Origin of the sequence: Photobacterium sp. TLY01, assembly GCF_021432065.1 — a bacterium.
In the GTDB taxonomy this organism is placed as follows: Bacteria; Pseudomonadota; Gammaproteobacteria; order Enterobacterales; family Vibrionaceae; genus Photobacterium; species Photobacterium halotolerans_A.
Window position 1 is genome coordinate 52,792 of sequence record NZ_CP090365.1, and the last position, 13,319, is coordinate 66,110.

Annotated in this window: 11 protein-coding genes; 7 read left to right on the forward strand and 4 right to left on the reverse strand. The window is 49.7% G+C overall.

The window, feature by feature from the left end:
• Positions 1-15 precede the first annotated feature (15 nt).
• Positions 16-384, reverse strand: coding sequence for a hypothetical protein (locus LN341_RS15900; RefSeq protein ID WP_234205905.1), 369 nt, complete (start codon positions 382-384; stop codon positions 16-18).
• Positions 385-621: 237 nt separating this feature from the next.
• On the opposite strand from LN341_RS15900, the gene murQ reads away from it, so the two are divergent.
• Positions 622-1,530 (forward strand): N-acetylmuramic acid 6-phosphate etherase, encoded by a 909-nt coding sequence (gene murQ / locus LN341_RS15905; RefSeq protein WP_234205907.1) that lies wholly within the window; start codon positions 622-624, stop codon positions 1,528-1,530.
• A gap of 11 nt (positions 1,531-1,541) precedes the next feature.
• Here the strand turns inward: murQ and LN341_RS15910 are convergent, their stop codons facing one another.
• Entirely contained in the window at positions 1,542-2,423 is an 882-nt protein-coding gene (locus tag LN341_RS15910; RefSeq protein ID WP_046220163.1) for an AraC family transcriptional regulator, read from the reverse strand.
• A 170-nt stretch (positions 2,424-2,593) separates the two neighbouring features.
• Between LN341_RS15910 and LN341_RS15915 the strand changes: the two genes are divergently transcribed.
• The 6 genes from LN341_RS15915 to LN341_RS15940 all read left to right on the forward strand — a co-directional run bounded on the left by LN341_RS15915 (position 2,594) and on the right by LN341_RS15940 (position 11,296).
• Positions 2,594-3,745, forward strand: coding sequence for an iron-containing alcohol dehydrogenase (locus LN341_RS15915; RefSeq protein WP_120512845.1), 1,152 nt, complete (start codon positions 2,594-2,596; stop codon positions 3,743-3,745).
• Positions 3,746-4,061: 316 nt separating this feature from the next.
• Positions 4,062-4,850: a TetR/AcrR family transcriptional regulator gene (locus tag LN341_RS15920; RefSeq protein WP_234205908.1), complete on the forward strand. Its 789-nt coding sequence runs from the start codon at positions 4,062-4,064 to the stop codon at positions 4,848-4,850.
• Positions 4,851-5,069: 219 nt separating this feature from the next.
• Positions 5,070-7,424: an RND family transporter gene (locus tag LN341_RS15925; protein ID WP_234205910.1), complete on the forward strand. Its 2,355-nt coding sequence runs from the start codon at positions 5,070-5,072 to the stop codon at positions 7,422-7,424.
• A 78-nt stretch (positions 7,425-7,502) separates the two neighbouring features.
• Positions 7,503-8,267 carry an outer membrane lipoprotein-sorting protein gene (locus LN341_RS15930; RefSeq protein WP_046220277.1) on the forward strand — a complete coding sequence of 255 codons (765 nt, stop codon included), beginning with the start codon at positions 7,503-7,505 and terminating at the stop codon, positions 8,265-8,267.
• 18 nt (positions 8,268-8,285) lie between these two features.
• The gene (locus tag LN341_RS15935; protein ID WP_234205913.1) at positions 8,286-9,437 is read left to right on the forward strand and encodes a hypothetical protein; all 1,152 of its coding nucleotides are present in this window, start codon (positions 8,286-8,288) and stop codon (positions 9,435-9,437) included.
• A 542-nt stretch (positions 9,438-9,979) separates the two neighbouring features.
• Positions 9,980-11,296, forward strand: coding sequence for a PAS domain-containing methyl-accepting chemotaxis protein (locus tag LN341_RS15940; RefSeq protein ID WP_234205915.1), 1,317 nt, complete (start codon positions 9,980-9,982; stop codon positions 11,294-11,296).
• A gap of 124 nt (positions 11,297-11,420) precedes the next feature.
• Here LN341_RS15940 and LN341_RS15945 read toward each other — a convergent pair whose 3' ends face one another.
• Together LN341_RS15945 and LN341_RS15950 are read right to left on the reverse strand one after the other, a co-directional pair.
• Complete coding sequence (locus LN341_RS15945; RefSeq protein WP_046220156.1) at positions 11,421-11,915, reverse strand: histidine phosphatase family protein; 495 nt, start codon at positions 11,913-11,915, stop codon at positions 11,421-11,423.
• A 92-nt stretch (positions 11,916-12,007) separates the two neighbouring features.
• Positions 12,008-13,240 carry an ABC transporter substrate-binding protein gene (locus tag LN341_RS15950; protein WP_370643797.1) on the reverse strand — a complete coding sequence of 411 codons (1,233 nt, stop codon included), beginning with the start codon at positions 13,238-13,240 and terminating at the stop codon, positions 12,008-12,010.
• Between the last annotated feature and the right edge of the window lie 79 nt (positions 13,241-13,319).

Below are 13,319 nucleotides of genomic sequence, written 5' to 3' on the forward strand. Positions count from 1 at the left end.
AATGAGATCTCAAAATTAAGGCTCGGCTAACACGGAAGTGTCCCACAGGACATAGATTGATTTATCACTCATTTCAAAAATCATCCCTTTCGCGCCTAAGCCGCTTCTTTGGTAGACAGGCTGATTCCGGCCATCACGGTATTGCCCCGGCTCTCCCTGCGTCGGATGAAAATCGTAATAGACACCATCTGCTCTGTCGATCGTGACATAGCCATGATGCTGAGACAGCACACACAAGTAACGGCCTGAGGGTTTATCGGCTCCTTTGGGGTATATATCGCAGCGGGCATCAACAATATCGGCTTGAACAGGCAGGGCAAAACTTGCCCATATCAAAGCAGGGACAATCAGAGTCGCAAACCATTTCCACAGCAAACTGACCATACTTGCCTCCGCGACGAACCCATTTCCACGAAGTCAGTGTCGATATGAGTGTAGCATGCTTGTTCAGACAATCAGGACGCTGACAAGCGCTGCCCCCCTTGAACCCAATGATTTGCCTGTTTATCGCGTTTTTGAATCAGGGACGGCAAGAATGAGCCTTTCAGATTGCGCCGTTTGCTACGCAATATGTTATTCCCTACAATTCTCATCAGATAACGAACCCTAAGGTCATCCTTGATGAAAATTGATTTAAACACGCTGATCACTGAGAGCCGCAACCCTGCCAGCCACGCGATAGACACCCTGTCGACCGTCGAGATGCTGAAAGTCATCAATGACGAAGATAAGCAAGTGGCGCTGGCGGTTGAACGCGTCTTACCGCAAGTGGCTGAAGCTGTTGATGCGATCGCCACGGCTTTTCAGCAAGGTGGCCGCCTGATTTACTCGGGCGCAGGCACATCAGGCCGCTTAGGCATTCTCGATGCCAGTGAGTGCCCGCCTACTTATGGCAGTGATCCTTCTCAGGTGATCGGCTTGATTGCCGGAGGCCGGGAAGCGATTTTCCGTGCCGTAGAAAATGCGGAAGACAATCGCGAACTCGGTGCAGAAGATCTGAAAGCCCTGAATTTTTCTGACAAAGATGTGTTAGTCGGCATTGCTGCCAGTGGTCGCACGCCTTATGTCCTGGGCGCAATGGCATACGCGAAATCAGTGGGTGCGACCGTCGGAAGCATCAGCTGCAACCCGGACAGCGCCATGACCCGGTTCGCCGATATTGCCATGACGCCGGTCGTTGGGCCGGAAGTGGTGACCGGCTCCTCCCGCATGAAAGCCGGTACAGCACAAAAAATGATTCTGAACATGCTGACAACAGGCGCCATGATCCGCACCGGCAAAGTCTACGGCAACCTGATGGTGGATGTTGAAGCAACCAATGCAAAACTGGTCGAGCGCCAGAAAAACATTGTCACCGCGGCTACCGGCGCAACACGCGAACAGGCCGAATCTGCGCTGGCAGCCTGTGGCGGCCACTGCAAAACAGCCATTGTGATGATTCTGACCGGTTCAACCGCTGAAGAAGCACGAACTCTGCTAAACCATTCGCAAGGATTTACCCGGCAAGCTGTGCAGAAGGCAGGTCAGTAAGCGTACACCACTTACCCCGCCTTACTGGGCGGCAAGCCAAAATAGCGTTTAAACTCGCGGCTGAACTGCGCGGCGCTTTCATACCCGACTTTGCTTGCTGCCACGCTGGCTGACACGCCATCCTGCACCATGAGCTGCTTGGCGTTATTGAGCCGGATTTTCTTGATGTATTGCAAAGGCGGGTCGGTGACAACTTGCTTAAATGCACGGTGAAAAGCTGAAATGCTCATGCCTGCCATCTCAGCGAGATCATCCACCGCCAGCTTATCGGCATAGTGCAGCTGCACATGCTCGATCACGCCGGATACACGAGCTAACGCGCTATCTTGCTTTACATACTGGGCCAGCAGAATCCGCTGGGGACTTTGCAGCAAGCGGTAAAAAAACTCTCTGAGGATCTGTGGGCCCAGTAATTTTGCATCCATCGGGCTGTGCAACACGGATAATAGTCGCTGCATACAATCATTGATCTCTGGTGTAACCGGTGAGGCGGCCACACCTTTGTGCTGCTGTTGCGAGGCAAAATAGTCGGCGCCCAATTCGGCCTCCATGTCATCAACCAGCTGGCGAATCACACTGTGGTCGAATCCGATATCAATCCCGATCAGCGGCGCCTGCTCCGACGCAAAGGTTTCACAGGCAATGGGGTACGGCGCTGACACAATCAGGCAATGTTCTGTGTCGTACTCAAACCGATAGTCATTCAGGTGGCCAATTTTGTTGCCCTGAAAAATAACGACCACCCCTTGTTGGTACATCTGTGGCGTCACATGATGATACTGGGTGATTTTAAACAGGCTTACGCCTTTTAATGCCGAATTTACCTTACCTTGCCTGTCTTCCAGGCCCAGCTGACCACTTAAAGAGATCGCCAGTTCCAGGGTTTTATTCATAGTCGCAACTCTGTTTATCTGAGTAAGTCATTGTTGATGAATCGCCATACGAATAAAAGAGTAAAGCAGAATCAGGCAAGAATTAAGCAGAATTGTGTATTACAGCGAACCTGCTTGTCACCTACACTTTGCAGCACACTATATCTTACAGGCAAACCTGGAGAGCAATGATGAACCCATTTAGCTATCACAACCCGACACGCATTCATTTTGGCGAAGGCCAGATTGCTGCAATCACAAACGAAATACCTAAAAGCAGCAAGGTAATGGTGCTGTACGGCGGTGGCTCTATCAAAGCTAACGGTGTATACGACCAGGTCGTTAAAGCGCTGAGTGAACACCAATGGATTGAATTCTCTGGCATTGAACCTAACCCGCAATACGACACCCTGATGAAAGCTGTCGAACAGATAAAAGCTGAAGGTGTCGACTACCTGCTTGCTGTCGGTGGTGGTTCTGTGGTTGACGGCACTAAATTTGTCGCGGCCGCTGCCTGCTATGAAGGACAAGATCCTTGGGATATGTGGTCAAAAGGAATCAGTGTGAAACATGCTCTGCCAATCGGCTGCATCCTGACCCTGCCGGCAACGGGTTCTGAGAGCAACAAAGCCTCTGTCGTTTCACGTGGTAATGACAAAATTGGCTATATGTCCTCTAAAATCCAGCCTGTGTTCGCTGTTTTGGACCCGACAACCACGCTGAGTCTGTCTCCTCGTCAGATCAGTAACGGTGTGGTCGATGCGTATGTTCACGTGATGGAGCAATACCTGACCTTCCCGGTCAATGCCAAAGTTCAGGACAGATTTGCCGAAGGCTTGCTGTTAACCCTGATTGAAGAGGGCCCGAAAGCACTGACCAACCCGGATGATCTGGCTGTGCGTGCCAATATTATGTGGTCCGCTACTCAGGCGCTGAACGGACTCATTGGTGTGGGTGTTCCGCAAGACTGGGCCACACACATGATTGGCCATGAACTGACTGGCAACTATGGTATTGATCATGCCCGTACTCTGAGTATCGTGCTGCCGGCGGTTATGAAAGAGCGACGCCAGGAAAAAGCCGCCAAGCTTCTTCAATATGCTGAACGTATTTTTGGCATCACTGAGGGCAGCGATGACGAACGCATTGATGCTGCCATTACCAAAACAGAAGCTTTCTTCAAGGCCATGCAGGTGCCAACTCGCCTAAAAGATGTCGAGCTGGATGAAAATGACATTAACGTTCTGCTCAGCGGTCTGGAAAAACATGGCATGACCGCATTGGGTGAACACGGCAAAATTGGTATTGCCGACAGTAAAGCCATTCTCCGCACTGCGCTTTAATTTCTTTGAGCCAACACAGATACACACCTAAAACCGCCAACACTGGCGGTTTTTTATTGCCTGCCGCACATGCTATTCATGTGGCTGAATAAATAATTTCAACAATGGTATTGATCTCTGTGCACAAGTGTCTATTATGACGATAAGTCAACTTTGACCAATCGTCATTTTTACAGAGATTTACCCTTTTCGTATTCGTGTTAAACTGTTTACAGGATGTTTGCTTCTTGTAAAGCAGAAACTTACAGGAGTGCCAGCATCTTACAGAAGGAGTTGCAATGTATTCACGCAACTGACAACTTAAAAGTCGGAAGTTATGTTCGGGTTGAACTGTAATAAAGAGAGATGTGCCCTCTTCTCCGGAGAGCGTGTACCCAAAACCAAAAAACAGCAAGCGATTGCAGAACGCGATCACGAGCTGATTATGCTTGCCAAAGATCTGGTTAACAAAGAAGGCTTTGCTAACCTCACCATGGATAAGCTGGCGTCAATCAGTCCTTACTCTAAGGGAACGGTGTATAACCATTTCTGCAGTAAAGAAGACGTCATAGTGGCACTTTGCAGCCACGCTATAAAGGTTGAAATGACTCTGTTCAACCGGGTGTTAGACATGGAAGGCAGCAGCCGGGATATTCTGATGGGTGTCCATGTTGCGTACCATATCTTTGCCCGACTCGAACCCATACTGTCGACCTGTCTGCTGACAGCGAAAACCCCCTGGGTTATCGACAAAGCATCCAATACACGCGTGGAAATGTTGAACCAACTTGAGGAGCAAATGATTGATAATGCAGATGCAATCGTCAATCGTGCTCTGGAAGAAGGCAGTCTGGCTATGTCGGCGGCCGTCAGTACCGATGCAGTGGTTTTTGCAAACTGGTCACTGGCTGTGGGATCAAATGCACTGATTACGAATGCGACCAATAGTCGCTGCATACATCGCCTACAGGATCCGTTTACCATTTTGAATAACATCAACATGTTACTTGACGGAATGAACTGGAAGCCACTGTCTAGCGAAAGGGATTACAAAAGGCTGTGGAAACACATTGAACAGACCTTTTTTGCAGAAGAGATCGAACTTCTTTCCCAACTGGGTCGCTAGTTACTGTAAGAACCCGCTTCAGGCGGGTTATTTTCACACCATGCTTGACGATTTGTCACAATTTGATTTCTCTCTGCAATGAATACGGAGAGATTAACACTCATAAGTAGCTGAATAATTGACTTTGGCTATGAATAAGCAGCTAACTCATGCCCGGCCAGCCTACACGCTGGTTTTAAAGCACCAAATATTGACGAAACGTCACTCATGGAGATTGTGATGAAAGACAGTATCTACGCTTTACCGATCAAACGTGCTTATATCGTCCTGGCGATAATTACAGCACTGTTGATCGCCGCCACTATCGGCGCCAAAAACCTTTATTTCCGGGGGGATTACAACATCTTCTTTGACGGAAATAACCCTCAGTTGCAAGCCTTTAACACTATCCAGAACACCTTCAGTAAAACAGACAACATCAGCTTTGTCATTGCCCCCAAAAACGGCAATGTCTTTACGCCTGACACCTTGTCTCTGATCCGGGATCTGACCAACGACAGCTGGCAAATTCCTTTTTCAAGCCGCGTCGACTCACTGGCTAACTATCAGCACACAGAAGCCATTGAAGATGATCTGCTGGTCGAAGATTTGCTGTTAGATGAATATCCGCTAGATGCGAACCGCATCGCGAAAGTGAAATCAGTCGCCATACAAGAGCCTTTACTCCGTGATTCACTGATTTCATCCAGCGGTGATGTTGCTGTTGTTAACGTCACTTTACAGATGCCTAAAGTTGACGAAACGACAGAAATTACTACGGTTACCGATTATTCCCAAAACTTACTGGCAAAATACCGGGCAGAATTTCCTGAGGTTGATTTTTATCAGGCCGGCATTGTCACCATGAACCGGACTTTCATGGACATGGCGATGAAAGACAGCAGCACACTCGTGCCGACCATGCTACTGATTGTGCTGGTTTTTCTGATACTTATGCTGCGCACTGTAACTGGTGTGCTCGCCACACTTATTGTGATTATCGGTTCAGTGGCGGCTACTATGGGTTTGTCCGGCTGGGCGGGCATGTTCCTCAGCACAGCCACAGTTAATGTACCAACCCTGGTTCTCACGCTCGCCGTTGCTGACTGTGTGCATGTTATCGCCACTATGCGGCAAGGTATGCAGAGGGGCATGCTCAAAAATGAAGCCATAGGCTATAGCATCAGGCTCAATGCTATGCCGGTCCTGATTACCTCGGTAACAACGGCGCTTGGCTTTTTAATGATGAATGCCTCTGATTCACCGATTCTGCGCGATTTAGGTAATCTGGCCGCTCTGGGAATCATGATTGCCTGCTTCCTGTCAGTCTCCCTGCTGCCGGCTTTGCTGTCTGTACTGCCTTTACGTGCCCCGGCCGTTAAAACGACCGACCAGCACACCTGGACAGATAAATTAGGCAACATAGTGGTTAACCACCGTAAGATCATCTTGCCTTTGTCCGTCATCATTCTGAGCGCCGCCACCCTGCTGCTGCCTCGCAATGTGGTCAACGACGAGCCTGTCAAATACTTCGCCACAGACAGCCAATTTCGCCAGGCAGCCGACTTTATGGCAGACAATATCAGCGGTATGACCACCATCAGCATTGCGATTGATTCAGGCCAGCCCCAGGGGATCGCGGATCCTGGCTTTCTGAACATCCTGAATCAGTTTACCGACTGGTTGCGGGAACAGCCGGAAACCGACCATGTTGCCAGCCTGAGTGATGTTTACAAACGCCTGAACAAAAACATGCATGGTGATGATGACAGCTGGTATCGCCTGCCGAACGACAGAGAACTGGCCGCACAATATCTGTTGCTGTATGAGATGTCCCTGCCCTACGGCCTGGACCTTAACAACCAGCTCAATGTGGATAAATCATCCGTCAAACTGACGCTGACCACCAAGAATATCGGCAGTAAAGAACTGGTAGCCCTGGAAGCTCGCATTAATGACTGGTTTGATGCCAATGCGCCGGGTTACGCCATTATGGCGTCCAGCCCCAACCTGATGTTCGCTCATATTGGCGAAACCAATATGGCCAGCATGTTATCAACATTACCGGTGACGCTGGTATTAATCTCCGTATTGATGATTTTTGCTTTGCGTTCACTGCGACTGGGCGTGATCAGTCTCATTCCCAACATCGCCCCGGCCATTCTCGGATTCGGACTCTGGTCACTTTTGTCTGGTGAAATCAATCTGGGCCTGTCAATAGTGGTCACTCTCACACTCGGTATCGTTGTCGATGACGCCGTGCACTTCCTGAGCAAATATCAAATCGCACGCAAAGAAGGCCGCAATGCGGAAGAAGCGGTTCGCTATGCCTTCAGCACTGTTGGCCGCGCGCTATGGATCACCACCGTCGTTCTGGTTGCCGGCTTCTCGGTACTGGCCAGCTCCAGTTTCCGCCTGAACAGTGACATGGGCCAGCTCAGTGCCCTGATCATTTTCATTGCCCTGGTGGTGGACTTCTTGCTGCTGCCCTGCATGTTGATGCTCTTTGACCGTCAGCCGGTGGAACAGGCTGACACTGAGACAGCCAGAGCGGAGACCAAGAACCCAATGAACCCAAAACCATTGGCTCAATAACCATTTAGCCAAAGATGAAGGAGAAAGCTCATGACAGATAAAACAGCACGAATCACACAATGGCTAGCGTCTATCGGCATGATTACCGCACTGGGTATGGCGGTCATCCCGGCGGTATGTTATGCGGGTAACGAGCAGGGATTAGAGATTGCCAAGGAGCGAAAACTGCGTGATACCGGTTGGGGCGACAGCGTGGCAGTCATGACCATGCTGCTATCCAACGCACAAGGCGAAAGCAGCACCCGGAAAATGCGTATCAAGACACTGGAAGTGGCTGACGACGGCGATAAAGGCCTGACGATTTTTGATCAGCCACGCGATGTACAAGGCACAGCCTTTCTGAATTTCGCCCATACAACCAAGCCTGATGACCAATGGCTGTATCTGCCAGCGCTAAAGCGGGTCAAACGAATTGCTTCGCGCAACAAATCGGGCCCTTTCATGGGCAGCGAGTTCGCCTACGAAGATTTGAGTTCATTTGAACTGGAGAAATACGACTTCACCTATCTGGGTGATGAAACCATGCAGGATCAGACTGTTTTCAAAGTTCAGCAAATCCCGACGGATGAGTACTCCGGCTATACCAAACAACTGGTCTGGTTGGATAAAGAGCATTACCGTCCTTTGAAGGTGGAGTTCTATGACCGGAAAGACAGCCTGTTGAAGACGCTGACCTTTGACGACTATCAGCAGTACCAGGACAAATACTGGCGTGCTCACACCATGACGATGAATAACAGCCAGACCGGTAAAACAACGGTGCTGACCACCCATGAACTGACGTTCAATAACGGCCTTGATGAAAGCGATTTCAATAAGTCCAGCCTCAAACGCGTCAAATAATCTCAGGCAGGAGCAAGCATGATATACCGATTTTCTGCATTGCCCCTGCTTCTGGCTGCCTCAGTCGAGGCAGCTGGCATCAGCGGCCAGATAAACCTTGAACAACGTCAGTTTCTGCACCCGGGTCTTGAGGGCCAGGACAAAAGCCAGACCTCTGTGGTGATAGAGCCCGAGTGGTACACAGAATGGCAGGACGGTGACGCCCGGCTGACCATTCAGCCCTTCTATCGCTGGGACAGCATGGATGATGAACGGACCCATTTCGATCTTCGTGAATTCATGTATCTGCAGCTGATCGATGACTATGAACTCAGAATAGGCGTCGGAAAAGTTTTCTGGGGCGTGACTGAGTCCATTCACCTGGTCGATGTGATCAACCAGACCGATAACGTCGAATCTGTCGACGGCGAGCAAAAACTCGGCCAGCCAATGATCAATCTTGCAGCCGTCAAAGACTGGGGCACAGTGAATGCCTTCATCCTCCCCTATTTTCGTGAACGTACTTTCGCAGGCAAAGACGGACGGCTGCGGCCGCCGCTGCCGGTAAATGACAATGCATTGTATGAATCTTCATCGGAGCAGGAGCATATCGACTGGTCATTGCGCTACAGCCACTATTTTGGCGACTGGGATGTCGGCGCCAGCTTTTTTCAGGGCACCAACAGAGATCCCTACTTTCTGCCGGGACGCACCAGCCTGACCCCATACTACGCCCAGATGGATCAGACCAGCGTGGATGTTCAGGGTATTTTTGGCAGTTGGTTATTCAAACTGGAAGCGCTTTACCGGGACAGCCTGGAAAATCACTCCGCCGTGGTCACAGGGTTTGAATATACCCTGGTCGGTGTCTTCGATACCTATTGGGATCTTGGCCTGATTGCCGAGTACCAATACGACTCCCGATCACTGAGTCTGAATCAGAATGACCTGTTTCTGGGTACCCGATTTGCCCTCAATGACATAGACGGCACAGAAATTTTATTCGGGATTAATCAGGATCTGGACCACAGTCAGGAATCGACCGGCAGAATTGAAGCCTCCGCACGGATCAACAATAACTGGAAATGGCGGGCGAATGCCTGGTGGTTCAATGCCAGTCAGCTTGACAGCCCACTGTATTTTGTCCGTAAAGACGACTTCATTGAACTGGCACTGGAATATTACTTCTGAGCCAATTTGCCATTTCATTGGAAAAACCTGCCGGAACAGGAAAATTCTGCGTTCCGGCTTTTACAATCGCCATTTCTGTTTTTCCGACTGGATATGCCCTGCCCTTACATCAGTGCTGTGTCTGTCATCAAACTTGGTGCCATCCAGTCTCTTATGATTCACCAGCCTGAATCAAACAATCCATCATGATTAAAAAAACAGTCGACACATTCAACAACCCAATCATTCAGGAAAATTAAAACGATTCCACGAATCATATGAATTGAATTAGGATCACAAGTCTTGAAAATATCAGAGACTTTTCAGCTGAGCCGCAGACATTAAATTGACGTTTTGACCTCGTTCACTTCAATCCCAACGACATTTTTCATAATAAATGAACTTGTTAGTAGCAGATAAGTTATTGAAGCCACAAATCGACAGAATATTAAACGCATTATTTAGCTTTTACTAACTTTTCAGATGCTCGAAAAATATCTCTTTTAAACATATTTCTCTGTTCTATATTCAGCTAGAGGGCATATATCGACAAGGACTGCGACATGTTCGGGTTATCTAACAAAAATAACATCACTCAAGACGCTTACAACACACTTCAGCAACAACTCCAGGAAGCCAGGCATACTTTAGCGGCAATCAGTGATTCCTTCGCATCCATTGAATTTACACCTTCAGGAGAAATCATTCGTGCCAACCAACATTTCCTGAACACCATGGGCTACAGCCTGAATGAAATCCAGGGCAAACACCACCGGATATTTTGCACTGATGAAACCAAAAAAAGTCAGGAATACCAACAATTCTGGTCTCAGCTCAGCCAGGGTAAACAGTTAAAAGGACTATTTCAGCGTATCACCAAGTCAGGTCAGGATATTTGGCTGGAAGCCAGCTATTGTCCGGTTTTCGACCATGAAGGGATCGTTTACAAAGTCATTAAAATTGCTTCTGACACCACAGCAAGGGTTGCAGACCACCACGAACTGGCCAGCCAGACACAGGCGGTTTCCCGATCAATGGCAGTGATTGAATTTGATCTCAATGGCACGATATTGCACGCCAATGAAAACTTTCTAGCGACAGTCGGCTACACATTGGATGAAATCAAAGGAAAACATCACCGTCTGTTTGTCAGTCCCGCCTATGCACAAACCAGTGAATACCAAAATTTCTGGTCTCAGCTCAATCAAGGGCAGTTCATGGGCGGTAAGTTTGAACGGGTGAATAAAGCCGGCCAGCCTCTGTGGCTGGAAGCCACCTACAATCCGATCTTTGATGCCAGCGGCAAACTCTATAAAGTGATTAAGTTTGCCACAGATATCACTCAGACGGTGATTCTCGGTCAGGAAAACAGCCAGCTGGCTTATGATATGTCGGTCAAAACCCGGCAGTTATCCGCCGAGGGCAGCAGTTCGGGGAATCAGGCGATCGAGCAGATGTCACAAATGGTCGAGGCGTTAAATTCAACTTCAGATGTAATATCCCAGCTTGAGGAACAATCCAAATCCATTACCAAGATGGTGGATACCATCTCCGCCATTGCCGATCAAACCAACCTGCTGGCGCTCAATGCGGCCATTGAAGCCGCCAGAGCGGGCGATCAGGGACGTGGCTTTGCCGTAGTTGCCGATGAAGTCCGTCAGTTAGCATCGCGCACCAATGAGTCGACTGTGAAAATTGATAATGTGGTGAAACAGAACAGTCAGTTTACAACCCAGGCCGTCACGTCCATGGCGGAAATTATTGCCCGCGCTGAAAGCAGCATGGAAAAAGTGAAAGAAGCCGGCACATCCATTCAGGACATTGAAGCCAGTATTAACGATGTCGTCATGGCGGTGCAAAAAATGTCTGAAGTCAGTTAACGCCACCCCCGCCGATATCCTGTCTCTTGGGCATCTTTCTCTGTTCAAGAGACAGGGGCTGGAAAAGCAGGTGTTCAGAGACATGCGCTCTGAAACAATCACCCGCCCCTGTCAACGATACGGATTAATGCGCCAGGCGTTTCGGATAATCAAAATACAGCAACTGGCAATTTTCCGGCCCGAACAATTCCCATGTTTCAGCCTCAATCGCAAACACCACCAGACCGCAGGTCGGCACATTGTCTGTCTTTAATCCCAAACGAACCACTAAATCATTGATGGCGGGATTATGGCAGACCACCATCAGCCGTTCGACCTCATCGGGTACCGACTGAATAATGCTGACCACTTCATGGGCAGAATCGGTGTACAAGCCCACTGTGGTGGCCAGCTCAGTCGGATGCGGATGCAGTGCCTGTTCAAAAAATTGCGCGGTCTGAAATGCCCGTTCAGCAGTACTGCATAAAATTCGCTGCGGCAGTGCCTGCCAGGCGGCAAACCGGCTGGCCATCTCAGCGGCATTTTTCAGCCCCCGTTCATTGAGTGGGCGATCATGATCATCCAATTCCGGGTCATCCCAGGATGACTTGGCATGACGAACGATATAAAGCAGTTTCATAGCCGCAAACTCCCCGTTAGTGTTGCATCAATCCTGTTTGTACTAATCCTAGCGCAAACAAAACGGCTTATCACAGGCGAGGCAAAAGTGCTTTATCGTGCTGATTTCACAGCTCTGGCTAACTGATTCGCGGCTTTTTCCGGATCAGCCTGCTTACTGTGGAAAAAGTCAGTGACCACATCAAAAATCGCCGCCTGCACATAGCTGGTACTGGCCAGCCCCTGAGAAATACTGGGGACTAATGTCTTGTTCTGCTGGTTGAGCTGAAACGCGGTCGATGACGCCAGTGAACAAGTGTCAAAACCCGTCAGATCCACATCGGTACGCACCGGAATCGAACCCTTCGCGAGATTGAATTCACGCTGGAAAGCAGGCGTAAGTATGGTCTGTGCCATCGTTTCCTGTGCCTGAATACTCAGGTCATCACTGTGCTTAAAAAAAGCAAAACTGTCGATGTTGTAGGTAAAGAAACCCTGGGTGCCCGGTGCAGGCACACACAGAATCTCTTGACCCGGCGCTTTCCCCAGTGCAGAAAACTCGCCCTTCGCCCAGTCTCCCATGAACTGCATCGCGGCTTTCCCTTCCACCAGCATGGCACTGGCGTCGCTCCACTCCAACGCCTTGGTTTTCACATCAATGTATTGGCGCATCCGCTCAAACTGGCGGAAAACATCCACCATCGATTCACCGGACAGCATGTCAGGATCTAAATCCACAAAGGCACGACGGTAACCCTGAGGGCCCAACACTGCCAGCGCCACGGATTCAAACAGAGTCACTTCCTGCCAGGGATCGCTGCCCAAGGCAACGGGCACAATATTGGCCTGCTTCAGCTTTTCTGCGGCGGCAAAAAATGACTCAAGCGAATCCGGCACCGTCGCTCCGGCTTTCTCCAGCAGCTCCGGGTTAATCCATAACCAGTTCACCCGGTGAATATTCACCGGCACGGCCACATAATGACCCTGATATTTCATGATCTGGCTGATCACCGGCGGCAAAAGCTGATCCCAGCCCTGAGTGTTTGCCACCGCATCCAGGTTGGTCAGAAAACCCAGCATGCCCCACTCTTGCAAGTCATAGCCTTTGAGCTGTGCCGCTGAAGGGGGGTTGCCCGACACAGCACGGCTTTTCAGCACTGTCATGGCACTTTCACCGCCACCACCGGCGATTGCAAAATTCTTCCAGCCGATATGCTGCTGTTCAAGGCTCCCCTGTAACACTTCCGCGGCTTTTATTTCACCTTTGGCCGTCCACCAATGAAGCACTTCAACCTCTTGCTCTGGTTGCTGAGCTGCATCCGGTGCACTGATGGCCGGCGCAGACATGAATGCCGAGATCGAAGCCGTGATGAAAACGGCTGCCAGCGACAGTGAGCGATTACAACCCGCGGAAAAACTTTTGTTC